Source organism: Lactobacillus kefiranofaciens (assembly GCF_900103655.1).
In the GTDB taxonomy this organism is placed as follows: domain Bacteria; phylum Bacillota; class Bacilli; order Lactobacillales; family Lactobacillaceae; genus Lactobacillus; species Lactobacillus kefiranofaciens.
Genome location: NZ_FMXC01000005.1, coordinates 58,553 through 84,773, shown reverse-complemented (window position 1 = coordinate 84,773; position 26,221 = coordinate 58,553). Strand labels below are relative to the sequence as shown.

At 37.7% G+C, this 26,221-nt stretch carries 27 protein-coding genes; 26 read left to right on the top strand and 1 reads right to left on the bottom strand.

The genetic code is table 11. The features are described 5' to 3' along the window. Positions 1-197: 197 nt before the first annotated feature. The 7 genes from BLP58_RS03700 (at position 198) to mreD (ending at position 7,970) form a co-directional block, all read left to right on the top strand. Positions 198-2,837 carry a valine--tRNA ligase gene (locus tag BLP58_RS03700; protein ID WP_013854340.1) on the top strand — a complete coding sequence of 880 codons (2,640 nt, stop codon included), beginning with the start codon at positions 198-200 and terminating at the stop codon, positions 2,835-2,837. Further along, a complete protein-coding gene (locus BLP58_RS03695; RefSeq protein WP_013854339.1) occupies positions 2,838-4,109 on the top strand; it encodes a bifunctional folylpolyglutamate synthase/dihydrofolate synthase in 1,272 nt (423 codons plus the stop codon). After that, the gene (locus BLP58_RS03690) at positions 4,099-4,776 is read left to right on the top strand and encodes an HAD family hydrolase (protein WP_013854338.1); all 678 of its coding nucleotides are present in this window, start codon (positions 4,099-4,101) and stop codon (positions 4,774-4,776) included. The genes BLP58_RS03695 and BLP58_RS03690 overlap by 11 nt, the downstream gene beginning before the upstream one ends. A 37-nt stretch (positions 4,777-4,813) precedes the next feature. Beyond that, positions 4,814-5,434 (top strand): JAB domain-containing protein, encoded by a 621-nt coding sequence (locus tag BLP58_RS03685; RefSeq protein WP_013854337.1) that lies wholly within the window; start codon positions 4,814-4,816, stop codon positions 5,432-5,434. A gap of 95 nt (positions 5,435-5,529) precedes the next feature. After that, on the top strand, positions 5,530-6,534 hold the full coding sequence (locus BLP58_RS03680) for a rod shape-determining protein (RefSeq protein ID WP_013854336.1): 1,005 nt from the start codon (positions 5,530-5,532) through the stop codon (positions 6,532-6,534). Positions 6,535-6,579: 45 nt separating this feature from the next. Then, a complete protein-coding gene (gene mreC / locus BLP58_RS03675) occupies positions 6,580-7,431 on the top strand; it encodes a rod shape-determining protein MreC (protein WP_013854335.1) in 852 nt (283 codons plus the stop codon). Continuing rightward, on the top strand, positions 7,431-7,970 hold the full coding sequence (gene mreD, locus BLP58_RS03670; protein WP_013854334.1) for a rod shape-determining protein MreD: 540 nt from the start codon (positions 7,431-7,433) through the stop codon (positions 7,968-7,970). Before mreC ends, mreD begins: the two co-directional genes overlap by 1 nt. A 41-nt stretch (positions 7,971-8,011) precedes the next feature. Here mreD and BLP58_RS03665 read toward each other — a convergent pair whose 3' ends face one another. Continuing rightward, positions 8,012-8,146 carry a DUF4044 domain-containing protein gene (locus BLP58_RS03665; RefSeq protein ID WP_013854333.1) on the bottom strand — a complete coding sequence of 45 codons (135 nt, stop codon included), beginning with the start codon at positions 8,144-8,146 and terminating at the stop codon, positions 8,012-8,014. A gap of 93 nt (positions 8,147-8,239) precedes the next feature. Between BLP58_RS03665 and BLP58_RS03660 the strand changes: the two genes are divergently transcribed. The 19 genes from BLP58_RS03660 (at position 8,240) to BLP58_RS03570 (ending at position 26,208) form a co-directional block, all read left to right on the top strand. Continuing rightward, on the top strand, positions 8,240-8,575 hold the full coding sequence (locus tag BLP58_RS03660; RefSeq protein ID WP_013854332.1) for a DUF3397 domain-containing protein: 336 nt from the start codon (positions 8,240-8,242) through the stop codon (positions 8,573-8,575). Between the two features lie 166 nt (positions 8,576-8,741). Continuing rightward, positions 8,742-9,173, top strand: coding sequence for a division/cell wall cluster transcriptional repressor MraZ (gene mraZ, locus BLP58_RS03655; RefSeq protein WP_013854331.1), 432 nt, complete (start codon positions 8,742-8,744; stop codon positions 9,171-9,173). A 3-nt stretch (positions 9,174-9,176) separates the two neighbouring features. Further along, positions 9,177-10,124 carry a 16S rRNA (cytosine(1402)-N(4))-methyltransferase RsmH gene (gene rsmH / locus BLP58_RS03650; RefSeq protein ID WP_013854330.1) on the top strand — a complete coding sequence of 316 codons (948 nt, stop codon included), beginning with the start codon at positions 9,177-9,179 and terminating at the stop codon, positions 10,122-10,124. 13 nt (positions 10,125-10,137) lie between these two features. Continuing rightward, positions 10,138-10,500 carry a cell division protein FtsL gene (gene ftsL / locus BLP58_RS03645; protein WP_013854329.1) on the top strand — a complete coding sequence of 121 codons (363 nt, stop codon included), beginning with the start codon at positions 10,138-10,140 and terminating at the stop codon, positions 10,498-10,500. Beyond that, complete coding sequence (locus BLP58_RS03640; RefSeq protein WP_013854328.1) at positions 10,500-12,659, top strand: penicillin-binding protein; 2,160 nt, start codon at positions 10,500-10,502, stop codon at positions 12,657-12,659. Before ftsL ends, BLP58_RS03640 begins: the two co-directional genes overlap by 1 nt. Before the next feature lie 6 nt (positions 12,660-12,665). Beyond that, positions 12,666-13,634, top strand: coding sequence for a phospho-N-acetylmuramoyl-pentapeptide-transferase (gene mraY / locus BLP58_RS03635; protein ID WP_013854327.1), 969 nt, complete (start codon positions 12,666-12,668; stop codon positions 13,632-13,634). A gap of 3 nt (positions 13,635-13,637) precedes the next feature. Beyond that, entirely contained in the window at positions 13,638-15,017 is a 1,380-nt protein-coding gene (gene murD, locus BLP58_RS03630; protein ID WP_025084127.1) for a UDP-N-acetylmuramoyl-L-alanine--D-glutamate ligase, read from the top strand. Position 15,018: 1 nt separating this feature from the next. Beyond that, a complete protein-coding gene (gene murG / locus BLP58_RS03625) occupies positions 15,019-16,125 on the top strand; it encodes an undecaprenyldiphospho-muramoylpentapeptide beta-N-acetylglucosaminyltransferase (protein WP_013854325.1) in 1,107 nt (368 codons plus the stop codon). Between the two features lie 17 nt (positions 16,126-16,142). Next, positions 16,143-17,000 (top strand): cell division protein FtsQ/DivIB, encoded by an 858-nt coding sequence (locus BLP58_RS03620; RefSeq protein ID WP_013854324.1) that lies wholly within the window; start codon positions 16,143-16,145, stop codon positions 16,998-17,000. 62 nt (positions 17,001-17,062) lie between these two features. Beyond that, positions 17,063-18,418: a cell division protein FtsA gene (ftsA, locus tag BLP58_RS03615; protein WP_041817234.1), complete on the top strand. Its 1,356-nt coding sequence runs from the start codon at positions 17,063-17,065 to the stop codon at positions 18,416-18,418. 14 nt (positions 18,419-18,432) lie between these two features. After that, the gene (gene ftsZ / locus BLP58_RS03610; RefSeq protein ID WP_013854322.1) at positions 18,433-19,773 is read left to right on the top strand and encodes a cell division protein FtsZ; all 1,341 of its coding nucleotides are present in this window, start codon (positions 18,433-18,435) and stop codon (positions 19,771-19,773) included. Between the two features lie 21 nt (positions 19,774-19,794). Beyond that, the gene (locus BLP58_RS03605; protein WP_013854321.1) at positions 19,795-20,232 is read left to right on the top strand and encodes a cell division protein SepF; all 438 of its coding nucleotides are present in this window, start codon (positions 19,795-19,797) and stop codon (positions 20,230-20,232) included. Beyond that, the gene (locus BLP58_RS03600) at positions 20,232-20,534 is read left to right on the top strand and encodes a YggT family protein (RefSeq protein WP_025084128.1); all 303 of its coding nucleotides are present in this window, start codon (positions 20,232-20,234) and stop codon (positions 20,532-20,534) included. The genes BLP58_RS03605 and BLP58_RS03600 overlap by 1 nt, the downstream gene beginning before the upstream one ends. Continuing rightward, positions 20,534-21,334 (top strand): YlmH family RNA-binding protein, encoded by an 801-nt coding sequence (locus tag BLP58_RS03595; RefSeq protein WP_013854319.1) that lies wholly within the window; start codon positions 20,534-20,536, stop codon positions 21,332-21,334. The genes BLP58_RS03600 and BLP58_RS03595 overlap by 1 nt, the downstream gene beginning before the upstream one ends. Continuing rightward, the gene (locus BLP58_RS03590; RefSeq protein WP_025084129.1) at positions 21,310-22,086 is read left to right on the top strand and encodes a DivIVA domain-containing protein; all 777 of its coding nucleotides are present in this window, start codon (positions 21,310-21,312) and stop codon (positions 22,084-22,086) included. Before BLP58_RS03595 ends, BLP58_RS03590 begins: the two co-directional genes overlap by 25 nt. 221 nt (positions 22,087-22,307) lie before the next feature. Beyond that, positions 22,308-25,091 carry an isoleucine--tRNA ligase gene (gene ileS / locus BLP58_RS03585; protein WP_013854317.1) on the top strand — a complete coding sequence of 928 codons (2,784 nt, stop codon included), beginning with the start codon at positions 22,308-22,310 and terminating at the stop codon, positions 25,089-25,091. Next, a complete protein-coding gene (locus tag BLP58_RS03580) occupies positions 25,091-25,294 on the top strand; it encodes a cold-shock protein (protein WP_013854316.1) in 204 nt (67 codons plus the stop codon). The genes ileS and BLP58_RS03580 overlap by 1 nt, the downstream gene beginning before the upstream one ends. Before the next feature lie 18 nt (positions 25,295-25,312). Beyond that, positions 25,313-25,879, top strand: coding sequence for an NUDIX hydrolase (locus BLP58_RS03575; RefSeq protein ID WP_013854315.1), 567 nt, complete (start codon positions 25,313-25,315; stop codon positions 25,877-25,879). A 5-nt stretch (positions 25,880-25,884) separates the two neighbouring features. Next, on the top strand, positions 25,885-26,208 hold the full coding sequence (locus BLP58_RS03570) for a hypothetical protein (RefSeq protein ID WP_013854314.1): 324 nt from the start codon (positions 25,885-25,887) through the stop codon (positions 26,206-26,208). Positions 26,209-26,221: the final 13 nt, after the last annotated feature.

Sequence of the window (26,221 nt, the reverse complement as noted above, 5' to 3'; positions counted from 1 at the left end):
CCAAACAGCTGAGAGGCCAGAAGTTGATTGGTAGCTTGGTTAGCTGATTAATTGAATTAAGTAGGTTAATCCGGACACTTCAGCGCCGTTATCGCTTATAAGAGAAGTACATTTTTGTACTTAACCATAGGTGGTACCGCGGTTAGTAAATCGTCCTAGACAATATTGTCTAGGACTTTTTTTATGGAGGAATTTTAATGACAGATTTAGCACCTAAATACAACCCTAATGAGGTTGAAAAAGGCAGATATCAAACTTGGCTTGATGAAGATTTGTTCAAGCCATCTGGTGACAAAAAAGCTCACCCATATTCAATTGTTATTCCACCACCAAATGTAACTGGTAAGTTGCACCTGGGTCACGCTTGGGATACTGCAATTCAAGATACTTTAATTAGATTTAAACGAATGCAAGGTTATGATACCCTTTACCTTCCAGGCATGGACCATGCGGGTATTGCTACTCAAGCTAAAGTTGAAGCCAAGCTCCGTAAACAAGGCAAGGACCGTCACCAAATGGGTCGTGAAGCCTTTGTTAAGCAAGTTTGGGATTGGAAAGACGAATACGCATCCATTATCAAAGGCCAATGGGCTAAGATGGGTCTTTCACTTGACTACTCAAGAGAAAGATTTACTTTAGACAAAGGTCTTTCAAAGGCAGTTAAGAAGGTCTTCGTTCAACTTTACAAAGAAGGTCTTATTTACCGTGGTGAATACATCATTAACTGGGATCCAGCACTTCAAACTGCTTTGAGTGATATCGAAGTTATTCACAAGGACGATAAGGGTGCCTTTTACCATGTTAAGTATCCATTCGCTGATGGCTCAGGCTATGTAGAAATTGCTACTACTCGTCCTGAAACTATGTTTGGTGATACTGCAGTTGCAGTTGCACCTGACGACAAGCGTTACAAGGATATTGTTGGTAAGGAATTAGTATTGCCACTTGTTGGTCGTCATATTCCAATTATTGAAGACCAACACGTAGATCCAGAATTCGGTACTGGTTTAGTTAAGATTACTCCAGCTCATGACCCTAACGACTTCCAAGTAGGTAACCGTCACAACTTGAAGAGAATCAATGTTATGAATGACGATGGTACTATGAACGAAGAATGTGGCAAGTATGCTGGCATGGATCGTTTTGACTGTCGTGAAGCTTTAGTTAAAGATCTTAAAGAAGAAGGCTACTTAATTAAGGTTGAACCAATCGTTCACTCAGTAGGTCACTCAGAACGTTCAGGCGTTCAAGTTGAACCACGTCTTTCAAAGCAATGGTTCGTTAAGATGAAGCCACTTGCTGACAAGGTTTTGGAAAATCAAAAGACTGATGGTAAGGTAAACTTCGTTCCAGAACGTTTCGAAGGTACTTTGGACCACTGGATGGAAGATGTTCACGATTGGTGTATTTCACGTCAATTATGGTGGGGTCACCGTATTCCAGCTTGGTACAACAAGAAGACTGGTGAAACTTACGTAGGTGAAGAAGCACCTAAGGATATTGAAAACTGGGAACAAGATCCAGACGTACTTGATACTTGGTTCTCAAGTGCATTATGGCCATTCTCAACTCTTGGCTGGCCTGATACTAATTCAGAAGACTTTAAGCGTTACTTCCCAACTAATGCCTTAGTTACTGGTTACGACATTATTTTCTTCTGGGTATCAAGAATGATGTTCCAAAGTCTTCACTTTACTGGCAAGCGTCCATTTAATGATGTTGTTTTGCACGGTTTAATGCGTGACGAACAAGGACGCAAGATGAGTAAGTCACTTGGTAATGGTGTTGACCCAATGGACGTAGTTGACAAGTACGGTGCTGACGCCCTTCGTTGGTTCCTTCTTAACGGTACTGCTCCTGGTCAAGACACTCGTTACGATCCAAAGAAGTTATCAGCTGCTTGGAACTTCATTAACAAGATTTGGAACGCAAGTCGTTTCGTAATCATGAACTTACCTTCCGATGCTAAGCCTGCACACATGCCAGACGTAAGCAAGTTTGACTTGTCAGACAGATGGATCTTCGATCGTTTGAACCACACTGTTAGTGAAGTAACTCGTTTATTTGATGAATACCAATTTGGTGAAGCAGGTCGTGAAGCTTACAACTTTATCTGGAATGACTTCTGTGACTGGTACATTGAAATTTCTAAGGTTGCTTTAAATGGTGATGACGAAGAATTAAAGGCAAGAAAGCAAGAAAACTTAATTTGGATTCTGGACCAAATCTTGCGTTTGATGCACCCAATCATGCCATTTGTAACCGAAAAATTATGGTTATCAATGCCACATGAAGGCAAGTCAATCATGACAGCTGAATATCCTTCAGTTCATAGGGAATTTGAAAACAGGCAAGCTGACAATGACATGGCCTTCTTAATTGAAATTATTAAGGCTGTTCGTAACATCCGTATGGAAGTTAATGCACCAATGTCTAGTCCAATTGATATTATGATTCAATTAGATGACCAAGCTAACAAGCATGTCCTTGATGAAAATGCTGACTACGTAGAAAACTTCTTGCATCCTAAGAAGTTGACGGTTGCTGCAGAAATCGAAGCTCCAAAGCTTGCTAAGACTGCCGTAATTCCTGGTGCACAAATCTTCGTTCCACTGACTGAATTGGTTAATGTTGATGACGAATTAGCTAAGATGGAAAAAGAAGAAAAGCGTCTTGAAGGTGAAGTAGCTCGTTCAGAAAAGAAGCTTGCCAACAAGGGCTTTGTTGATCATGCTCCAGAAGCAGTTGTTAACAAAGAAAAAGAAAAGAAAGCTGACTACGAAAGTCAATTGGCTGGTGTTCGTGAACGAATTCAAGATTTGAAAGAGAGTAAATAATTGAAATTTACCAATGCTCAAGAGGTAATTGAATATTTATATTCTTTGCCTCATTTACATCCTAAGAATGATTTGTCATTTATTAAGCGTTTGTTAAAAGAATTAGGCAAGCCGCAAGATAAAGTAAAGACGATTCATATTACAGGTACTAACGGCAAAGGTTCGACTTCATATTACTTAGCAAATTTGCTCAAAAAGGCTGGTCAGAAGACTGGCCTTTTTGTCTCACCATATGTTTATCGCTTTAATGAACGGATTCAACTAAATGGTGAGGATATTAGCGATCATGATTTGGTCAATACAGCTAACATAGTTCAAGCGGCTTTGGAAAAGATTAAAAGACAAGATCCAGATTTTTCATTAGTTACGTTTGAATATGAAGTCGCCTTAGCCTTTGTTTATTTTGCTCAAGAAAAATGTGATTATGCCGTAATTGAGGTAGGAATTGGCGGCGAGCATGATAAGACTAATGTGATTATGCCCGAAATCAGCATCATTACGACAATTGGCTTAGATCATGAACAGATTATTGGGCCAACTATACAAGATATTGCTCGTGAGAAGAGTGGCATTATCAAGCATGCACGTCCTGTGGTGTTAGGCAATGTACCACAAGATGTTTTGCCGATTTTAGAGACTAAAGCAAGTGAAAAGCATGCTCCCGTTTTTCGTTTGGGACAAGATTTTACAGTACAGGTTAATCAACAGATTATTTATCAAACTAGACAAACTAAATTGAAGTTTAATTTAAGGCCACAAGTTGAAGCTTATGATATTGCTGTAGCTGTCAAAGCATTTTCTTTATTAAATTTGAAGCTGGATGCGTTTCAGATAGAGACAGCAATTAATCAAACGACGATCCCAGGCCGCTATTATGTTTTACAAAAACAGCCATTGATTGTCTTAGATGGTGCCCATAACATTCAAGCAATGACTAATTTGCTCAATGTGATTCATGCTCAAGCTCAAAAACGTCAAGGTCATTTGTATGTCCTGATTACGATGATGAAGGATAAAGATTTAGAGCAGGTTTTTGATCTGTTTAATTCGGCTGACGAAGTATTGCTGACCAGTTTGAACTATCCTAGAGTTGCCAAGAAAAATGATTTTCCCATTAGTGTTCAAAGACGCTATAATTATGAAGGGGATTATCGGACCGGTTTTACCAAATTAAAAGAAAAAATGACTAGTAATGATATTTTATTAGTGACTGGCTCCTTTTATTTGGTGAGCGCAGTTTTAAATTGGAAAGGAAAATGCGATGCAAGTTAAAGGAATAGCTGATGATATTCAGGGCGTAATCTTTGACATGGATGGCCTGTTAATTAATTCTGAAAAATTGTATTGGGATGCAAACATTCAAGCAGCCGAAGAAGAAAAAATCGGAACGCCGCGGGATGCTTATCTGAAATTAACGGGTGCTACTGTTAAAGAAATGCAGGATTTTTATCATAAGTATTTCAAGACCGAAGCTGACCGTGACCGATTTATTAAACGGACCGATGATCTGGTCTGGCAGTGGACAGATGAAGGTAAATTGAAGTTGCAACCAGGTGTTCAAGAAGCGCTTGATGAATTTCAGAAGCGTAATTTACGCATGGCAATCGCTTCTAGCAACTATGAAGACGTTTTGCAGCACGCACTCTGGGCTACTGGGGTGAGAAATTATTTTGATTTTTACCTTAGTTACTTGGACGTGCAGAAGGGTCATATTAAGGCCAAACCTGCGCCGGATATTTATTTAGCAGCTGCTAAAAAAATGGGACTGCCTAAGAAAAATATTTTGGTATTTGAAGATTCTTCAACTGGTGTGCAAGCAGCCGCTAGTGCTGGTTTAAAGTGCATCATGGTACCGGATTTGATTTCACCAACAGAGCAAGATAAAGAAAATGCTATAATGATTTGCCAAAACTTTTTTGAATTTCTGAAAAAAATTTAGCCCTTTTTTGCGTAATAAGTAATGAGGGGGAATTTTTATGAATTTAAATTCAAATCATTGCTTTGTAAATACAGACCTAGAATTGTTGGCTCAGCTGTTTGAACAATTTAAGGATTATAAGATTAGTAGCTTTAAGGAGTTAGAGTGTTTTTTGAAACGAAAAAGACTTACTTCTTTTGATGAGCTAATCCAATTTGTAACAGGTCCTAATTGTGCAAATGAGTTAGCTGTTACGGCTGAAGAAGTATTGGATCGTTTGCGTCAGGCATCGCCTCATCGCAAGGCAATCTTGACTTCTAGCGTAGAAGTAGGTAACTACTTAGCTGACAAGTTAGTAGGTCATAAGCAAGAGGAGCTGTGGGCATTGTATGTTGATAATGGTAGTCACATCATTGCCGAAAAAAAGCTATTTCAAGGCACATTGAATAGGTCAGTTGCCCATCCGCGAGAGATTTTTCGCTGGGCTGTGATTTATGGCTGTGCGGGGATTTTTATTGCTCATAATCATCCAAGTGGTAAGCTAATGCCATCTTCCAGTGATTTTAAATTAACGGAAGATTTACAAAAGGCTGCTAAGATGATGAAAATAGACCTGTTAGATCATTTTATTATTGGTCAAGGACAATATTTGAGCATGCGTGAGAAGAAATTGTTTTAAAGTTCTTTAAAATTCACGCGAAAATCACCTTTAAAGTTATAGTATGCTATAATTATTCAAGATTTAGAGACCGCAACAATTAAGGAGAGATTTTTGTGTTTGGATTAGGTACAAAAAATATTGGTATCGACTTAGGTACAGCCAATACACTTGTTTATATGGAAGGTAAAGGCATCGTTTTAAGAGAGCCATCTGTAGTAGCCAAGAATACACAAACTGGTGAAGTAATCGCTGTTGGTTCAGAAGCCAAGGAAATGATTGGTAGAACCCCAGGGACGATCGTTGCTATTCGTCCAATGAAGGACGGGGTAATCGCTGATTATGATACTACTGCAGCTATGCTTAAGTACTTTATGGAAAAGACTGTAGGCAATTCTAAGCCTTCAGTAATGGTTTGTGTTCCTTCAGGTGTTACTGAAGTTGAGAAGCGTGCCGTGATCGATGCAGCTAGAGTAGCAGGCGCACGTGAAGCATTTGTTATTGAAGAACCATTCGCTGCAGCAATTGGTGCTGGTCTTCCAGTAATGGATCCTACTGGTTCAATGGTAGTTGATATTGGTGGTGGTACTACTGATGTAGCTACTATTTCACTTGGTGGTATTGTATCATCAACTTCAATTCGTCAAGCTGGAGATAAATTTAACAATGCAATCATTAATTACATTCACTCCAACTTTAACCTGTTAATTGGTGAAAGAACTGCTGAAGATATCAAGATTCAAGTTGGTTCTGCTTCGGTAGAAAAGGCTAAAGAAATCGAATCAATGAACATTCGTGGTCGTGATTTAGTTACTGGCTTGCCTAAGTCGGTGGACGTTGAAGCCGTTGATGTAGCTAAGGCAATTCAAGACGTTGTCCAAGATATCATCGTTGCAATTAAGGAGACTTTGGAACAAACTTCTCCTGAAATTGCTGCTGATGTGATTGATCATGGTATTGTTTTAACTGGTGGTGGAGCACTACTTAAGAATTTGCCAGAGGTTATTTCTGAGGCTACCAAAGTTCCTGTATTTATTGCACAAGATCCACTTGATTGTGTAGCAATTGGTACTGGTGAGTCACTCAAGAATATTGAAGTAATGCGTAGAAGTCGCAAATAATAAAAAAGCCGGCTGAAGCCGGTTTTTTCTTAGGATCAATTCTGAATGAAAAAATTTCTACAAAATAAAAAATTATTATCAGCATTTATTATAGTTATAGTTATTTTGATTGTTTTAGGCGGAAGCGTTAGTCTGCGTAAAAAGCGTAACGCCCCTCTATTAATTCAAAGCTTAGGCAATGATATCGTTGCTCTAGGTACACGCATTATTGATGTGCCAGTAGGCTGGATTTCAGGTGGATTAAATAGTGCTCATGATATTTTGAACACTCAAGATGAAAATAATCACTTAAAGCGTGAAGTTACTGATTTAGGTCAAACTAAAGCTCGTAATTCTACTTTAGAAAAAGAAAATCGGCAATTAAAGGCTGCTCTTAATTTAAAGGATACTTTGAGTGGTTATACATTAGTCAATGCTTCAGTAATTTCTCGTGCACCAGATACTTGGTCAGATATTTTGACAATTAACAAAGGCAGTTCTGCTGGTATCAAGAAGAATATGGCTGTAATGTGTGGTGGTGGCGTAATTGGACGAATAGTTGAAGCTAACGCAGCTTCCTCTAAAGTGGAATTAATTACTACCACGGATGAATCAGCTAACCGTTTTTCGGTTCAAGCTGATGCCACTAATGGTAAGTCAGTTCATGGTATTATTACAGTTACTAACAATAATAGTTTAGCTTTTACACAAGTAGTTGATGGGAGCAAGCTGAAAGCTGGCACCAGAGTTTATACTAGCGGAATGGGTGGCAATTCTCCTAAGGGATTACTGATTGGTACAGTTACTACGACTACTCGTAATTCATTTGGTTTATCTGATCAGATTAAAATTAAGCCTGCTGGAGATATTAGTGATCCTTCTATTGTTACAGTAATTGAAAGACAGGTGGCTAACTAATGTCTATTTTACGTAAATGGGTATTGGCGATTGGCTTATTAATTGCTTTAATTTTAGATGGCGTGGCTTCGCTTTATTTGCATCAGTTCTTAGATTATGGTAGTTTCAACGCTGCTAGCGTAATTTTACCTATTAGTGTGATGTTGATTGGTTTGTTTGATGATACTAATGAAAATGAAATTTGGTTAGCGATTGGTACAGGAATAATAGCCGATATTTATTTCTACGGTATCATTGGCATTTATACGGTATTTTTGGCGTTTGCCTGCTGGATCTGCCAAAGAATTGCACGTTTTTTACCTGAAGTTTTTTGGGCTAGGCTAATTGTAATTTTATTAGGGACAACGCTTTTTGTCGGTTATGGTTGGTTTATATTCAAAGCAGTTGGTATATCAACTGCATCGATTCATGCTTTGCTAATGTGCATGTTAACTAATTTAGGTTGGTCAATTGTCTTTTTTATCCTGCTATATTGGATTTGGGGTAATTTAGCACAAGATTATCCGTTCTTGATTGACCTAAATGCTTATCGCGTATAAAGAAAAAGCCACGAAGAAATTCTTCGTGGTTTTAATTTGCTTTAAAACATGCCTGCACCGGCCATTGCGCCGACAGCACCAGCGATAACAGCAGCTAGTGTGATGACTGCCATTAGCCAGGCCATGACAATGGTTAACTTTTGAAAACCTGATTTCTTTTTCTTTCTTCTTGCCATAAAAAGTCCTCCTACTTGAACAATATTTTATTCTTATTAATATTTTTTTTCAAATCAATTGTAGTTTAGAATGAAAAGCATGGAGGACTACGTATGCTTTATATTTTTCTAATACCAGTTATTGGTTTAGTGGTTGCTTTTTTAATTAATAAAATCTTTCCGCGAGCACAATTTCGTGGTTATGATGTGTTTCCGTTTTTCTTTATCGCTGCCTGTAATCTGATTACGATCCACATGAAGGAACCATCTTTTTTTCCTTATGGTTTTTTAATTTATTTTATCTTGGTAATCATCGTTTCTTTACATGATGCTATTAGAAATAAGAATATTTCTTTAGGTAAAACAATTCGAAAATTGTGGGATTATTTAGCTGCTTGCAGTTTTTGTTGGTATGTTGGATTGTTAATAATGATGTTTCTATTAAATTAAAATTATTTGTATATGCGAAAGGCTCAAAATTATAATATTTTGGACCTTTTTTAAATTTTGTAAAAAGAAAATGATAAAGAAATCTAAAAATATGTATTTTTTGCCTGAGCATGTGGTAGAGAGTGGTGAATTGTGGTAAATTATTTATTGGAAGGGGGGCTAGACCATGTTCATGGGTGAATATCATCACAATCTGGACAGTAAAGGTCGTCTAATTATACCGGCGAAGTTTCGGCAACAGATTGGTGAACAAGTGGTATTCACACGAGGAATGGAAGGCTGCATTTTTGGCTATTCAATGGATGAATGGTCGAAGATTGAAGCCAAATTAGCAAAACTTCCGTTGACTAAGAGGAATACGCGCAAGTTTATGCGTTTATTCTACTCTGGTGCGATGGAATGTGAGTTTGACAAGCAGGGCCGCGTTAATCTGACAGCAACGCTCAAAGCCCATGCTGGACTCATTAAAGAATGCGTTATAATCGGTGTTTCTGAACGAATTGAAATTTGGGCTCAGGAGCGCTGGACTAGTTTTGAAGAAGAAGCTAATGATGATTATGATGACATTGCTGAAGATTTGGACGACATTGAACTATAAATTATGAAATTCAAACACACTAGTGTACTCTTACACGAAACTATTGATAATTTAAAACCAAAAAACGGTGGTCTTTATGTAGATGCAACTTTTGGCGGTGGTGGACATGCAAAATATTTGCTTAGTAAAATTGACACCGGTACGCTAATTGGTTTTGACCAAGATGAATACGCAATAAAATCGGCTAAGTTGAACTTTACTGATTTATTGGCACCAGATAGTGAACCTAGATTAGAACTTGTACATGACAACTTCAGCAATCTGAAACAGGATCTGGTTGAGCTAGGTTATGCAGATGGCATAGATGGCATATACTATGATTTAGGTGTCTCTTCTCCTCAATTCGATCAAGCTGACCGCGGTTTTTCTTACCGTTATAATGCTCGACTCGATATGAGGATGGATCAAAGTCAAGACTTAGATGCGTATCAGTTAGTTAATACTTCTAGTCAAAAAGAGCTGGCAGATATTTTGTATCAGTATGGAGATGAAAAATTCTCTAGACAAATTGCTCACAAGATTGTAGAAAGGCGCAAGGATAAGCCAATAGTGACAACTTTTGAATTAGTTGACATTATTAAAGACGCGATCCCTGCGTATGCACGAAGAACTGGCGGACATCCAGCAAAGAAGAGCTTCCAGGCTTTGCGGGTAGCTGTTAATCACGAGTTAGATGTCTTACAAGCTTCCCTAGAAGAAGCAATTAAGATATTAAGACCAGGTGGTCGAATCAGCGTGATTACATTCCAGTCACATGAAGACAAGATCGTTAAGAAGATTTTTAAGAAGTATTCAGAGGTGGAAGTTCCACGAGGGATGCCGTTGATACCAGATAGCATGAAGCCAACGCTTCGTCTGGTTAATCGCAAACCGATAACCGCCTCAACTTCCGAATTAGAAAACAACAACCGCTCACACAGTGCAAAACTACGGGTTGCAGAGAAGTTATAAAGAGGAAAAAGTTATGGCTGACAGCTCAGCAAGAAGAATTGAATATGAACCACATAAACGAAATGGTTCTAAGAAACATCAACGAGTTATCCTTGATCCGCATAAAGTTCCTTACAGTGGCCTAGAAAAAACTTTATTGTTCTTGGGCAGCATTATTACCTTGGGTATGATGTTTTTCCTAGTTTCTTCTAGTATCTCTGCGACTTCAGCTCAACATGAGTTGACCAGAACACAACAATCAGTTGCTAAGGAGCAAAGTAGGATCAATGATTTGAAATTAGATATTGGTAGTTTAACCTCGACTCATCGCTTAAATAAGATCGCGCGTGAAAAGGGATTGACTCTCATTAATAAAAACATTAGGACGATTCGCTAATGAAAAAAAACAGTAATTTAAAATTACAAAAATCCAAAGTCCACGGCTACCGCTTTACGGTGGGGAGGTTTCTCCAATTAGCCGTGGCTTTGGTTTTTCTTATATTTACAGCTAGATTTCTATATATTGGAATTTCTAAGACAGTTAATGGACAGAACTTATCGGCGCGGACCAAACAATTGTATCGACGTAATCAAGTAATTAAAGCTACGCGAGGTACTATCTATGATAGGAATGGATTGGCAATTGCGGAGGATTCGCATCTTTATTCTGTTTATGCAATTTTAGATAAATCTTCAATTAACTATAAAAATAAGCCTGAGTATGTAGTCAATAAAACCGAAACGGCTGAAAAATTAGCTACAGTTTTACCATTATCAGCTGAAAAAATTTATCATTATTTAACTCCTAAGAAAAAAGCATTTCAGGTGCAGTTCGGTACAGGGGGTAGTGGTTTAACGTTAAGGCAAAAAAAGAAAATTGAAGCGATGAAATTACCAGGGATCAAATTTTTCGCTACACCGTCAAGGCTTTACCCTAATGGTAATTTTGCTTCACACATTGTGGGATTAGCACAGCCTGAGTGGGATAAGAAGACTAATGCAGAGACTCTAGTTGGTACGATGGGAATAGAAGCCTACTTTAATAAGACTTTGACAGGTACAGACGGCTATCGGGTTTCTTCAGTTGATACTTCTGAATATCAAATGCCCAATGGCACCCAAGACTATAGACCAGTTAAGAATGGCAATAATCTTTACTTAACACTAGATTCGCAATTGCAAAGTTATCTTGAAGCTCGCTTAACTGATGTGCAAAAAGCATATGCTCCTACATCGATTACGGCAGCAATTGAAGATATGAAGACAGGCAAGATTCTAGCTGCATCGCAAAGGCCAACCTTTAATCCACAGACTAAAAAGGGCCTGACAAAATCTTATCGTAATATTTTAGTGCAAGATACTTATGAACCAGGTTCGGTCTTTAAGATTTTATCTTTTGCCGCGGTGGTAAATAGCGGTCATTATAATCCTAATGAATATTATCGTTCAGGTTCTGTCAATATCGGTGGTTCAACAATTCATGATTGGCTGACTTCTGGTTGGGGAACGATCCCGTTTTCACAGGCTTTTGAACGTTCAAGTAATACCGGGTTTGTTAAATTAGAGCAAAAAATGGGCGGAAAAACTTGGAAGAAATACCTGAATAGGTTTCATATTGGACAAAAAACTGGTATAACTCTTCCTGGTGAACAGCCTGGATTTATTTCGTTTAAGACACCGATTGACCAGGCAGTTACTGCTTTTGGTCAGGGGGTCAACGTCAATGTAATGCAAATGATGCAGGCTTACAGCTCATTAGCTAATAATGGGCAAATGCTTAAACCGCAACTGGTTAACAAGATTACCGATTCGGATGGTAAGACTGTTAAAGGCTACCAGATTAAGAAGGTTGGCACGCCTGTTTATGATGCAAAAACTAGAAAAGTTGTTTTGACCAACATGAAGCGGGTGCTTAATAAACAATCTGGTACTGGTCATGCTTATAAAATTGGTAATGCTGATATTGGAGTTAAGACTGGTACTGCTCAAATCGCTAACCCTAAAGGTGGCGGATATTTAAAGGGAGACAGCAACTATATTTTTTCAGTAGTTGGCGTTTATCCAGCAAGTAATCCGCGTTACTGCATTTATTTGACAATTAAGCAGCCGCATTTAGCTGGTACTACTGCTGAAAAGATTTTAGCTTCAATCTTTAAACCAATGATGCGTCGGATTATTTCGATGTCTAAAAGCGATGACACCACGACTACGGTTAAAGTGCCTAACTTCAAAGATATGACTGCTAATCAAGCAACCGCAAAAGCTAAGCAAATTGGCTTGAATTTAGTTAAAGTTGGCGAAGGAGATCGAGTAACTGCTCAAGGTATTAAAAAGGGCCAGAAGCTCGAATCCGGTGATCGCATCTTTATTTATACTTCAGGTAAAGTGATTTGTCCTGATATGCAAGGCTGGACGTTTAATGATCTGCATCAATTTGCTGAGTTAACTAATGTTAAATTTAGTATAAAGGGAACCGGAACCGTTGCTAGTCAAGATGTGACTAAGGGAACGGAAGTAAAAGCCGGGAAGAAAATAAAAGTTAAGTTAAAGGAGTAGCATAGAATGAATATTATGCTGGCAAGTTTTATTGCTTTAATCAGTTCACTGATTTTGACAGTGATTTTTATACCATGGTTGATTAACTTCATGCGTTCACATCATGAAGGTCAAGAGATTCGTGATGAGGGACCTAAATGGCACCAGAAAAAATCTGGTACTCCGACAATGGGAGGAACCATCTTTGTAATTGCCGCTGTTATTTCAGTAATTTGGGTGAGTGCATGGCAACACAATTTGAATAAAGTTATTTGGATTTTGATAATCAGTTTACTAGGTTATGGCGTTATTGGCTTTCTTGATGATGGCATTAAGCTTTTTTATAAGAGAAACTTAGGTCTGCGTGCTTGGCAAAAATTAGCTTTGCAAATTATTATTGCAGTTGCAATTGTATTAATTGCTTCAAGCGATCATTTTCAATTTGGACTTTACGTTCCATTTGCTGGAATTGTACATAGTGTTGCTTTATTTACGATTTTTATCATTTTCTGGCTAGTTGGTTTCTCTAACGCTGTTAACCTATCAGATGGACTTGATGGGTTAGCAACAGGGTTGTCTGTAATTGCATATGCTACTTATGCTTATCTTGCATTTAAGCAAAAGAATTTCGCTGTTTTGGCTTTTTGTATGAGTGTAATTGGTGGTTTGATTACCTTCTTTATTTTTAATCATAAACCAGCTAAGATCTTTATGGGTGATGCTGGTTCACTTGCGTTGGGCGGGGGATTAGCAACCATTAGTATCATGCTTAATAGACCATGGTCGCTGCTTTTAGTGGGGATTGTCTTTGTTTGTGAAACTGCTAGTGTAATTTTGCAAGTAATTTCATTCCAGACTACAAGCAAGCGTATCTTTAAAATGACTCCTATTCACCACCACTTTGAAATGCTAGGGTGGTCAGAATGGAAAGTTGATACTGTCTTTTGGCTGGTTGGTTTAATCGGCAGTGTGTTGTATTTGATAATTTGGGGATAAACGATGAAAGATATTAAAACTTATGATCATAAAAATATTTTAGTTTTAGGTTTAGGCAAAAGTGGTTTTGCTGTTAGTGAACTTCTTTTAAAATTAGGTGCTAAATTAACCTTAAATGACAAGGATGATTTAGATAAAAATAAAAAAGCTCAAGAATTAAAGGCTAAAGGCGTTCGTGTAATTGGTGGTCATCACCCAGTTGAATTGCTAGAGCAAGAACACTTTGACTATTTAGTTAAAAACCCTGGAATTCCTTATGAAAATCCAATGGTGCAAAAAGCTGAAGAATTAAAGATACCGATTATTACTGAACCAGAAATTGCCTTAAGCTGTAGTGATGCACCTTACGTTTGTGTTACTGGTTCAAATGGTAAGACTACCACTGTTATGCTTACTCAGAGAATTTTAGATCATCATTTGCAAAAAAAAGGTCATCATGCCTATGCCGTTGGTAATATTGGTGTTCCAATTTCAGAAGTTGTGCCTAAAGCTACTAAAGATGACATTCTCGTAGTTGAAATTTCTAGTTTCCAGTTGTTAGGCGTTACTGATATTGATCCTAAGGTAGCGGCAATTGTTGATATTTATAACAATGTTCATCTGGATTACCACAAGACTTTTGAAAATTATGTCAATGCAAAATTGAATGTAACTAGAACTCAGACTAAAGATGATTACTTCATTGCCAACTTTGATCAAAAAGACATTTTAGCTAAGGAAAAAGAAGTCTCACCTGCTAAGATGCAGACCTTCTCAGAAACTGATCCGCATGCCGATTACTTTATTGGCAAGGAATATCTAGAAAGTCAAAACGAAAAGATTATGAAGATTGCCGATATTAAATTGCCAGGTATTCATAATTTACAAAATAGTTTAGTTGCTATTGCGATTTCCAAGATTATGGGTGCGGACAACGATGATATTGCTGCAGTTCTTAGTACTTTTGCCGGGGCTAAACATCGTTTGCAATATGTCACTACACTTGATGGACGTAAGGTTTATAATGATTCTAAATCAACTAATATTGAAGCGGCTACTGTTGCTATTCCTGCTTTTAAAGAATCAGAAGTGCTAATTGCAGGTGGGCTTGACAGAGGCTTTATGTTTGATGACTTGGTACCATTATTTAAAAAGCATGTTAAATCGATCGTGCTATATGGTGAAACCAAGTATTTGTTAGCTGATGCAGCTAGAAAAGCAGGTATTAAAGATATCGTAATTGTCAATACGCTTCAAGAAGCTGTCCCAAGAGCCTATGAATTAACTGAACCTGGCGACGTGCTTTTATTCTCACCAGCATGTGCATCATGGGATCAATTTAGAACGTTTGAAGAACGTGGCGATTACTTTGTAAGATTTGTTGAGGAAATTAAGACTAAGTAAAATGAGAGTTATATTTACAGGCGGTGGCACAGGCGGTCACATTTATCCAATTATGGCAATTATTGAGCGTTTAAAGGAACGTGGCATTAGTACTAATGACGAAATTTTGTTTGTTGGTACGCAAAAGGGTTTGGAATCAAGGATTGTTCCAGCAGCTGGCGTTAATTTTAAGACCATCAGAATTCAGGGATTTAATCGTAAGCATCCCCTAAAGAATTTTGAAACTATTAAATTATTCCTAGAAGCTACTAAGAGTGCTCGCAAAATTTTGAAGGAATTCAAGCCAAATGTCGTTTTAGGAACTGGTGGCTATGTTAGTGGTGCAATGGTCTACGAAGCCGCCAAGATGCATATTCCAACCATGATCCATGAATCTAATTCAGTTGTGGGTTTGGCCAATAAGTTCTTAGGCCACTACGTTGATAAGATTTGTTATACTTTTGATGACGCAGCTAAGGAATTTTCAGAAAAGAAAAAATTAGTCAAAACCGGTAATCCAAGATCGCAACAGGTTTTAAGCTTACATGAAGAAAAAATTGACCTCAAAAAAGAATGGGGTCTTAATCCTAATATGCCAACTATTCTGGTCTTTGGGGGCTCTCGTGGTGCTTTAGCCATTAATCGAATTATGCTTAAGTCGTTAATGGATCTGAAAAAGAAACCTTATCAAATTATTTGGGCAACAGGTACCTATTACTTTGATAAGGTGCAAAAGAAGCTTACAGGAATTGATTATGGTACTAACATCAAGATCTTGCCATATATTAAGAATATGCCTGGACTTTTACCAGAAATGACTTGTGTAGTTTCAAGGTCTGGTGCAACTAGTATTGCGGAATTTACTGCCTTAGGTGTGCCTGTAGTTTTAATTCCAAGTCCCAATGTAACGCATAATCATCAAATGAAAAACGCACTTGACTTAGAAAAAGCAGGTGCAGCTTTAGTGATTCCAGAAGATGATTTAAACCCTAATAATTTTGTTTCTTCAATTGATCATATTTTGCTTGATGAGAAATACGCTTATGAAATGAGCAAGGCTTCTAAATCTTTAGGAATGCCAGATGCTTCTGATCAAGTAATTAAAGTGATGGAAGAAATTTCACGCTAAGAAAGTAGGTAAGGCAGTTGGCAAAAAGGCCAGTAACGAGAATTGATCCAAGAAAGGAATTATCGCCTTACTTGAATCATGAATTTAATCAGCAAAGAAATAGTCGCAAGTCTAAAGCCAAAATCTCTGCCTCACTTTCTAGCTTGCAGGCGGAGCGCCGTCGATCTTTAAGACGCAGGTTGGGTCTAATTATGACAGTTTCGATTCTAATGATTGCTGGATTAGGTTTTTATGTTTCACCTTTGCCTAATATTAGTACTGTGAAGGTGACAGGGGCTAGTGATTTACCAACTAAGGGAATTGTTAGGACATCTAAAATTAAAGCTAGTGATAAAGTTTTTGATTATATATTTCAACAAAAAGATTTGAGTCAAAAATTAGCTAAAAAATATCCAGAAATTCAAAGTGCGCAAGCTCATTTAGGACATGTTAATCAACTTATTTTACAGGTTAATGAACGACCAACAGTAGGCTATTTAAAAGATGGCGATGTTTACCGTAAGATTTTAAATAATGGCAAAATTGGCAGTCAATCTGTAAATTGGACTAAAGTTGATCATGAAAAACCAATCTTTGTTGGGTATAATAAATCTGCTACTTTAAAAGAAGATTTAAAATTATTTGATAGCTTGCCCGAGTCTTTCCGAAAGCAAGTAAAATTGTTAAGTGGAAATACCCGAAGAGATTCACAGATCATTTTAGTTATGAAAGATGATAATGTGGTTATTGGTAATACTGTTACTCTGAAGGATAAAATTAATGATTATAATCAAATTAGACTAAAAGCTGGTAAGCATAGTTTAATTGATCTAGAGATTGGTGCATTTAGTAGACCATTAACTTCAAGTGAAAAGAAAGCTTACGGGATATCGTAACTGTTTTGCGTGTTTATTTATGTTAGAATTTTTTCAAGGCAAATATTAATGGGGGCTTAATTTTGGAGAATTCAAATCTTTTGGTGGGTCTGGATATAGGCACCACAAGTGTAAAGGCTGTCGTAGCTGACTCTGGTAAGGTTATCGGTGCAGTTACGACACCTAATTCAGGAATGCGGCATGGTCAAATCGTTGATATTGATCAAACTGCTGCGGCAATTAGTCGTGCACTTAAGGGCGTTGCTGAGAAGACTAATGCTAAGATTTATAGTGTAGTTGCTGGTATTCCAGTAGGGATGCTGCAGCTGGAAACGGCAACCGGTTTTGCTAGTGTTGGTGAACAAGGTACTGAAGTAAACAATGATGATGTTAAACGTGCTATTAGCTCTGTTATTCATTCTGCAGTTAAAGATGATCGTGATGCAATTACCTTTTTGCCAAGTCGCTTTTTAATTGATAGTAAGACCGAGGTTGACGATCCACGGAAGATGATCGCTCATTCTTTAGGCGTAACAGGTATTTTATTAACCGCACCAACTGGACCTTTGCATAATATTAAAAAGGCAATTGAACGGGCCGGTTATCATAATAATTTCTTCGTGCCAACACCATTAGCAATTTCAAGCGTAGCTTTGAATGAAAGCGAAAAGACATTTGGTTCAGTTATTGTTGATTTGGGTGGCGGTGTAAGTACTGCGACTGTAATCAAGGATGGCCAGATCAAGTATGCCAATATTGATTTAGAAGGCGGCAGCGACATTACTCATGATATTTCAGCAGTGTTGAGCATTTCAAAAAATGATGCCGAACAAGTGAAGTTAGATTATGGCTTTGCCGATCCAAGTTTTGCCTCTAAGAATGACAAGTTTGCTATTAATAGTGTTGGTGGTAATGGCCAACAGATGGTTGATGAGGTTTACTTAAGCGAAATTATCAATGCACGTTTAGAACAAATATTAACCAGGTTAGGCAAAGGTTTAGCTAAACATCATGCCCTTAAGCAGCCAGGTGGTATCGTTATTACTGGTGGTACAAGCTTGCTGCAAGGAATTGATACCTTAACTGCCAATGGCTTAAATGTTAAAGCACGAATCTATCAGCCAGATCAAATTGGAATGCGTAATCCAATTTATACCGCGGCTTATGGCATTATCAACTATGCTTACAAGATGTCAGAAGTTGATTATTTAGTAAATGGTGTCATTTATGGTTTTGGCGAAAATATAGTTGAACAAGAAGCTTCAAAACCAGAAACTAGTAAGATTTCTAAAAGTATAGCTTCTAATAGTGAAACTGAAGCCAAAGAAGCTTATAATAGGACCAAAATGTCCGCAGATAATTCTTCTACAGACGAAAAAAATAATAACAAAGAAAAAACTAATGGCTTGAAGGATTTCTTTAAGAAATTCTTTGATTAAAGGTGGTTAATTTAATGGATTTTACATTCGATTCAGACGACAATAAAAATGCTGTCATCAAAGTTATTGGTGTTGGCGGTGCCGGTGGCAATGCTGTTAACCGAATGATTGACGATGGCGTGCAGGGTGTTTCCTTCATTGCAGCAAACACTGATGTTCAAGCTTTAAATAGTAATAAAGCTGAAAACAAGATACAATTAGGGCCTAAGCTGACTCGTGGGTTAGGTGCAGGTTCACATCCAGAAGTTGGACAAAAAGCAGCTGAAGAAAGTGAACAAACAATTGAAGATGCGCTTAAGGGTGCAGATATGATTTTTATCACTGCTGGTATGGGTGGTGGTACTGGTACCGGTGCTGCTCCTATAGTTGCTAAAATTGCTCGTGAGACTGGTGCTTTGACTGTAGGCGTAGTTACGCGCCCATTCAGTTTTGAAGGCCCTAAGCGCTCAAGAAACGCCGCAGAAGGGATCACACAATTAAAGCAATACGTTGATACTTTGGTCATTATTGCTAATAACCGTTTACTTGAAATGGTTGATAAGAAGACACCTATGATGGATGCCTTCAAGGAAGCTGATAATGTTTTGAAACAAGGTGTTCAAGGTATTTCAGACTTGATTACTTCAACTGACTATGTGAACTTGGATTTTGCCGATGTTAAGACGGTAATGGAAAATCAAGGTGCTGCCTTAATGGGTATTGGTCGTGCTAGTGGTGAAAACAGAACGGTAGAAGCTACTAAGTTAGCTATTTCTTCACCGCTTTTGGAAGTTTCGATTGATGGTGCTAAGCAAGTCTTGCTTAACATTACCGGTGGTCCAGATCTTACTTTGTTTGAAGCACAAGATGCTTCAGAAATTGTATCTAAGGCCGCTGGCGATGATGTTAATATTATCTTTGGTACTTCAATCAATCCTAACTTAGGCGATGAAGTCGTGGTAACTGTAATTGCTACTGGTATTGATTCAGAAGCTGAAGAAGCTGCTTCTAAGCAATTGCCAGGTAGAAGTCACCAGATTAAGGCTCAACCTAAAAAAGACGCTAAAGCAACACCTAAGACTGCTCAAGCTGAAAAGCAACCAGTTGATCGTCCGCAAACTGTTCAACCTGAACAAACTCATGAGGAAAAGTCTAAACAAACAATGGTTGATCCAACTAGTGTTTGGGGCTTAAACGATAACGAAAATAGCCAAAGAAGAAATACTAAGCCAGCAGAGCCAAATAAGGATGCTGACGGCTTTAACGGTTTCAACAATGATGACCAAGAAAGTATTTCTCAAATTGAAACTAGTGCTGAAGATGATAGTGATGATAACAGTGATATTCCATTCTTTAAGCATCACGGCGAAAACTAGTTTTTTTGGAGGTAGATGTAGATGGCTTTTGACAAATTAGGTAGATTCTTCGGAATTTCTAATGATGATGAATTGAATAATGACGAGGAATATACTGCCCAAAATAAAAATGATAGTGAAGACTTGCCTCTCAACTCCGTTAGTCGTGATAATATTGTTTCAATTAAGTCGGGTTTAAATTCTGCGAAGAGCAAGATTGTCTTGTATGAACCTAGAGTTTATTCTGATGCTAAGGATGTCGCTCAAAACTTATTAAACAATAAAGCGGTAGTAATTAACTTTAGCCGGATGGAGGATAGTTCTGCTCGCAGAATTGTTGATTTTATCACAGGTACTGTTTATGCCTTAAATGGTGAAATTCAACGAATTGGAGACAAAATCTTTTTGGCAACCCCGCCCAAGTTTGTCACTGATGGCAAAATCAGTGACTTAGTGGATAAGAAAGATAATTTAAGTTAATGTTTAATGTATTACATATAATTTATTTAGCACTTACTTGGATTCTATGGCTATATAGTTTACTAATCGTAATTGATGCGATTCTAAGCTGGGTTCCTATGCTTAGCAATTCAGTTATTGGCCAATTTTTAGATAAAATTGTTAACCCTTATTTGAATCTGTTTAGAAAAGGTCCTTTTGCCAAGTTAGCATATTCTACGGGGATTGATGTTTCGCCAATTATTGCCTTGTTTATTTTATATTTTATCCAAAATTATGTATTAATTTGGATTTTTAATATTTTGTTGAGGTTAATCGGTTAATGGAGCGTAGACAAGCAAGTAAGTTTTACCCACATTTTAAGCAAGAAGAAAGACCAGTAATTGATTATTTTACTGGTCTTTTTAATCAGTTGATTTTTAAGCATGGACCATTGCTAACTGATTTTCTTGATCCAGGTAAGAGAACAATTTTGAAAACTGTTGTTGGCAATGACGTTTTTATACAAGAGTATGGTGGTTATCCAGAAGCTGAAAAAAAGCGCGTTTATTTAAGTGAGGAATGGCTTAATTTACAACCAGCTGATTATCAGATTCAGCCGTATGAGATTAAGTATTCGCAAAAGTTTAATCGTATAAGTCATAGTGCTATTTTAGGAACTTTAGCTAATTCTGGAATTGATACTGATACTTTTGGTGATATTATCACTGACAGTAAGGGCAATTGGCAATTTTTTGCTAAAAAAGAGTTAACGGATTTCTTTGAAGAACAGATTGATCGAGTTGGTCGCAGTCAGGTCAAATTAAAGCCAATTAGCTTCAAGCAGGTATTAGTACCAGAAGATGATTCTGTTAAGCAAATAGAAATTATTGCTTCAATGCGAATTGATGCAGTTTTAGCTGGTATTAGCAGAAAAAGCCGGGGACAGATTCAAAAGATGATTGAAGCTAATTTAGTTAAATTAAATTGGCATGATGTCATGGATTCTAATATAATGGTTAAAGAGAATGATGTCTTGAGTTTAAGACATTTTGGCCGAATCAAGATTGAAGATATTTCGGCAACGAGAAAAGGTAAATATAAGGTGGTGCTGAAACTTTGGCAGACAAAGAAACGCAATTAACCCCGATGGATATTCATAATAAGGAATTTAAATCGCGGGGTCGTAATGGATATGATCGCTATGATGTAGATAGCTTTTTGGATCAAATCGTTGATGATTATGGGGATGCACTTGATCAAGTTGTTGATCTTAAGAATGAAATTGTTTCCTTGAATGAAAAGATGGGTCATTTACAAGAGCAGGTAGATGAATATAATGAGAAGAAAAAATCATTGAACAAGACCATGATTTCTGTTCAGGAAATGAAGGAACAAGCTAAGAGCGTTCTGGATGATGCCAGAAAACAGGCTGTTACAGATACCGATTATCAAAGACAGCAAAAAGACGTAATTGAGAGCGACTATAAACGTTTGAAGAAGCAAATTGGTGAGTTTCGTAGCCATATGCAGGCAATGCTTCAAGAAGAGATCGATAATCTTAATGATGATGAATGGCAACACGCTCTGGATAAATATTTTCACACTGAACGTTTTTATCCAGGTGGTGGTGCTGAGCCACTTTCTTCTGCTACAGATGATGACGATGAAGAAGAAGATTTGGATCTAGATGATGAAGATATTGACATTGATGATGAAAATGACGTAAACTCTTCTCAAGACCCTGATGATACGGATGAAGTTGATGATGAGGAAGAAAATAAGCCTAAACCATTAACTGGAGATAGTCCAAGTCATGAGACCGTCAATACGACCCCTAATACTGAAGATAAGTTAGGTCCAACAATTGTCTTTCCGGATGATTATAAGAAATAAGAATTTAGACCGACAGTAAAACTTGATAGCAATTCAGCGAGCTGGTGATGGTGGAAGACCAGCATAAGAGCTTGACGGTTGATCAGCTGCCTAATTGATCTAGACGTTGTTGCACGTTACGCAAATCAAGTGGAACTCTGTAGAGTTCAATTTAGGTGGTACCACGGTTAACCTCGTCCTAATTTGGGACGAGGTTCTTTTTTTAGAAAGGAATTTTGTTAATGAGAATTAAAGATACTCTTAATTTAGGTAAAACTAAATTCAAGATGCGCGGTAATTTACCAGTGCGTGAAGCCCAATGGGAAAAAGAATGGGAAGAAAACAAGTTATATGAACAAAGATTAAAGTTGAACGAAGGTAAACCTCGGTTTGACTTGCATGATGGCCCTCCATTTGCTAACGGTAATATCCACATGGGACATGCTTTAAATAAGATCTCTAAGGATATTATCGTTCGTTACAAGAATATGAATGGTTATTACGCTCCTTATGTACCAGGTTGGGATACTCATGGCCTTCCAGTTGAACAGCAACTGGCTAAAAAAGGCGTCGACCGTAAGACGATGGATCGGGCTAAGTACCGTGAATTATGTCGTCAATATGCGGAAGAACAAATTCAAAAGCAAATGACTGACTTCAAGCGGCTTGGCGTAATGGCTGATTGGGATCATCCATACATTACTTTGCAACATGACTTTGAAGCACAGGAAATTCGCGTCTTTGGTGAAATGTACAAGAAGGGCTACATTTACAAGGGCAAAAAGCCAGTTTACTGGTCATGGTCAAGTGAATCAACTTTAGCTGAGGCAGAAGTTGAATATAAAGATGTAGAAGCAAATTCTATCTTCGTAGCTTTCCCAGTGACTGATGGTAAGGGTATTATTGATCCTAAAGATACTTACTTTGTAATTTGGACTACTACTCCTTGGACTATTCCAGCTAATGAAGCAATCTGTGTTAACCCTAAATTTGACTATTCAGTAGTTCAAGTTGGTGACAAGAAGTATGTGGTAGCTAGCGGCTTGCTTGAAAAAGTTGCAGAAGAAATTGGTTGGGATAATTATAAGGTTGTCCAAACTGTTAAGGGCGCCGACATGGAATACATGAAGGCAAAACATCCAATTTATGATAAAGAAAGTCTTGTAATTGAAGGCTTCCACGTAACTTTAGATGATGGTACTGGTTTGGTACATACTGCTCCTGGTTTTGGTGAAGACGACTTTAACGTTGGTCAAAAATATCATTTGCCAATCTTTAGTCCAGTTGATGCACACGGCTGCTATACTGATGAAGTTCCTGAACTTAAGGGGATGTTCTACCAAGATGTAGACAAGTTGATGGTTCAAAAACTTAAGGATGCAGGTGCTCTCCTTAAGCTTAAAGTATTCACTCACTCATACCCACATGATTGGCGTACTAAGAAACCTGTTATCTTTAGAGCTACGACTCAATGGTTTGCTTCAATTGCTCCATTTAGAGAACAAATTCTTGATCAAATTGAAAAGGCAAACTTCATCCCTTCATGGGGCAAGACTCGTCTTTACAATATGATTAAAGATCGTGGCGACTGGGTAATCTCTCGTCAACGTGCTTGGGGCGTACCACTACCAATCTTTTACGCTGAAGACGGTACTCCAATCGTTACTCCAGAAACCATTGATCATATTGCTAAAATCTTCGAAAAGGAAGGTTCCAATGCTTGGTACACTCATACCGCTAAGGAATTATTGCCAGAAGGCTTTACTTCAGAGCATTCACCAAATGGCGAATTTACTAAAGAAAAAGATATCTTGGATGTTTGGTTTGACTCTGGGTCATCTTGGTCTGGCGTAATGGAAAAGCGTGATGGTTTACACTATCCAGCAGATCTTTATCTTGAAGGTAGTGACCAATATCGTGGTTGGTTTAACTCAAGCTTGATTACCTCTGTTGCTGTTACTGGCAAGGCACCATACAAGGAAGTATTGTCACAAGGCTTCGTTTTGGATGACAAAGGCCACAAGATGTCCAAATCACTCGGCAATGTAATTTCACCGAACGACGTTATCAAGCGTATGGGTGCCGAAATTATTCGTCTGTGGGTTGCTCAAGCTGATACTACTTCAGATGTTGCCGTTTCAATGGGTATTTTGCAACAATCTGCCGAAAGCTACAGAAAGATCAGAAACACTTTCCGTTACATGCTTGCTAACACTAGTGACTTTGATCCAAAAGAAAATCGTGTTGCTTATGCGGATCTTCGCTCAGTTGACCAATACATGGAAGTTAAATTGAATGATTTAGTTAAGGACTGCCTTGCAGCATATGACAAGTTTGATTTTACTACTGTCTTTAAGAAAGTCTTCAACTTTATTTCTAATGATTTGTCAGCATTCTATCTTGATTTTGCTAAAGATGTACTTTATATCGATGGTAAAGATAGTCATGCTCGTCGATCAATGCAAACCGTAATCTACGATGCAGCTGTTAAGCTAGCCAAAATTTTAACTCCAATCTTGCCACACACCATGGAAGAAATTTGGGGCTTCTTGAAGGGACCTGAAGATTACATTCAACTTGCCAATATGCCAAAAGTTGAAACTTATGCTAACCGTGATGAATTACTTGAAAATTGGCATAAGTTTATGAACTTGCGTGACGATGTTTTGAAGGCACTAGAAGATGCTAGAAACAAGAAGTTAATTGGTAAGTCATTTGAAGCAGCCGTTACTATTTATCCAGATAAAGAAACAAAGGCCATGTTGAACGATTTGGATGCAGATTTCAGACAAATCTTAATTGTATCTAAATTAACTATTGCCGATGGCAAAGCTCCAGAAGAAGCTGAAGATTTAAACAATGCAAGTATCGTAGTTGAACATGCGGCTGGTGAAGTTTGTCCACGTTGTAGAATGATCAGAACGGATATTGGTGCAGATCCTAAATTACCTATGCTATGTGGCCGTTGTGCTAAGATCGTTGAGGAAAATGTCCCAGAAGCAGTTCAAGAAGGATTAGAAGAATAATGCGTTTAGGAACTGTTAAACAATTTGATGAGGGCAGTAGTTATGGTTTTATCGAAGATGATCAGAATCACAAATCATACTTTGTCTTTTATAAAGCTATTAAAGAAGAAGGCTACAAAACTTTAACAGTAGGCCAAAGAGTTAAATATCAATTAGCTCAAGGCAAAAATGGCTTACAATGTGTTAATGTCTATCTAGCCTAAGAAGGGAAATGAGACCTAGTGGATCTAAAAGAAACAGAAATCTCATCGCAACAAATTTTTCAAGGGCGAATCTTAGATTTGTCAGTACGCACAATAAAGTTGCCTAATGGTGAAACTGCAACGCGTGAAGTAATCAAGCATAGCCCAGCATCCGGAGTCATTGCGATTAATGATGAGCAAAAGATGCTTTTGGTTAAACAATGGCGTGAACCGATTAAGCAACTCACTTTAGAAATTCCAGCTGGATTAATTGATCCAACTGATGCTAGTCCGTTGGATGCAATGAAACGTGAATTAAACGAAGAAGGCGGCTATAAAGCAGATTATTGGGAAAAAGTAAGTGAATTTTATTCAAGTCCTGGTTTTTGTGATGAAAAGATGTATCTTTTCTATTGTGATACGCTTACCAAGTTAACCGATAAAAGATCGCTTGATGCAGATGAATTCTTGACTTCAGATTGGTACAGTTTAGATGAGTTAAAGAACTTACTAGCTGAGGGCACAATTGTTGATGCAAAGACGATTTATGCGATTACCGTCTGGGAAAATATGTTGTTGAGTGGTCGCCAAAGTGACGATAAGTAATAAAAATGGCAGAAAAACGTTCTGATTATCGAAAAAGGCAAAAAAAGAACTTATTAGATAAGGTCAAGTCTGCTTTTTCGAATGATGATACAACAGAAGAAGTTGACGTTAATCCTGATTTTAAAAAAGACAAGTCAGATTCAGCAGAACCTAGACGACGTCCTTTAGCGGGAGATGGCCAAGAATTTTATAAGCAAGAACAACCAATTGTTGATCAGGAGAAAATACGAGCAGATAAGGCCTTGAGACTGAAAAAAAGACTAAATCGTGCTATCCTGATAGTGTTTGTTCTGATTATCTTAGTGCTGCTTGCACTGTTTCATTTGTAAATTGGAAATGAGG

What these genes read in the sequence shown, in the direction of transcription:
- BLP58_RS03700 (WP_013854340.1), top strand. Translation starts at nt 198, where the DNA reads ATGACAGATTTAGCACCTAAATACAACCCTAATGAGGTTGAAAAAGGC.
- BLP58_RS03690 (WP_013854338.1), top strand. Translation starts at nt 4,099, where the DNA reads ATGCAAGTTAAAGGAATAGCTGATGATATTCAGGGCGTAATCTTTGAC.
- BLP58_RS03685 (WP_013854337.1), top strand. Translation starts at nt 4,814, where the DNA reads ATGAATTTAAATTCAAATCATTGCTTTGTAAATACAGACCTAGAATTG.
- mreC (WP_013854335.1), top strand. Translation starts at nt 6,580, where the DNA reads ATGAAAAAATTTCTACAAAATAAAAAATTATTATCAGCATTTATTATA.
- mreD (WP_013854334.1), top strand. Translation starts at nt 7,431, where the DNA reads ATGTCTATTTTACGTAAATGGGTATTGGCGATTGGCTTATTAATTGCT.
- BLP58_RS03665 (WP_013854333.1), bottom strand. Translation starts at nt 8,146, where the DNA reads ATGGCAAGAAGAAAGAAAAAGAAATCAGGTTTTCAAAAGTTAACCATT.
- BLP58_RS03660 (WP_013854332.1), top strand. Translation starts at nt 8,240, where the DNA reads ATGCTTTATATTTTTCTAATACCAGTTATTGGTTTAGTGGTTGCTTTT.
- mraZ (WP_013854331.1), top strand. Translation starts at nt 8,742, where the DNA reads ATGTTCATGGGTGAATATCATCACAATCTGGACAGTAAAGGTCGTCTA.
- rsmH (WP_013854330.1), top strand. Translation starts at nt 9,177, where the DNA reads ATGAAATTCAAACACACTAGTGTACTCTTACACGAAACTATTGATAAT.
- ftsL (WP_013854329.1), top strand. Translation starts at nt 10,138, where the DNA reads ATGGCTGACAGCTCAGCAAGAAGAATTGAATATGAACCACATAAACGA.
- BLP58_RS03640 (WP_013854328.1), top strand. Translation starts at nt 10,500, where the DNA reads ATGAAAAAAAACAGTAATTTAAAATTACAAAAATCCAAAGTCCACGGC.
- mraY (WP_013854327.1), top strand. Translation starts at nt 12,666, where the DNA reads ATGAATATTATGCTGGCAAGTTTTATTGCTTTAATCAGTTCACTGATT.
- murD (WP_025084127.1), top strand. Translation starts at nt 13,638, where the DNA reads ATGAAAGATATTAAAACTTATGATCATAAAAATATTTTAGTTTTAGGT.
- murG (WP_013854325.1), top strand. Translation starts at nt 15,019, where the DNA reads ATGAGAGTTATATTTACAGGCGGTGGCACAGGCGGTCACATTTATCCA.
- ftsZ (WP_013854322.1), top strand. Translation starts at nt 18,433, where the DNA reads ATGGATTTTACATTCGATTCAGACGACAATAAAAATGCTGTCATCAAA.
- BLP58_RS03605 (WP_013854321.1), top strand. Translation starts at nt 19,795, where the DNA reads ATGGCTTTTGACAAATTAGGTAGATTCTTCGGAATTTCTAATGATGAT.
- BLP58_RS03600 (WP_025084128.1), top strand. Translation starts at nt 20,232, where the DNA reads ATGTTTAATGTATTACATATAATTTATTTAGCACTTACTTGGATTCTA.
- BLP58_RS03595 (WP_013854319.1), top strand. Translation starts at nt 20,534, where the DNA reads ATGGAGCGTAGACAAGCAAGTAAGTTTTACCCACATTTTAAGCAAGAA.
- ileS (WP_013854317.1), top strand. Translation starts at nt 22,308, where the DNA reads ATGAGAATTAAAGATACTCTTAATTTAGGTAAAACTAAATTCAAGATG.
- BLP58_RS03580 (WP_013854316.1), top strand. Translation starts at nt 25,091, where the DNA reads ATGCGTTTAGGAACTGTTAAACAATTTGATGAGGGCAGTAGTTATGGT.
- BLP58_RS03570 (WP_013854314.1), top strand. Translation starts at nt 25,885, where the DNA reads ATGGCAGAAAAACGTTCTGATTATCGAAAAAGGCAAAAAAAGAACTTA.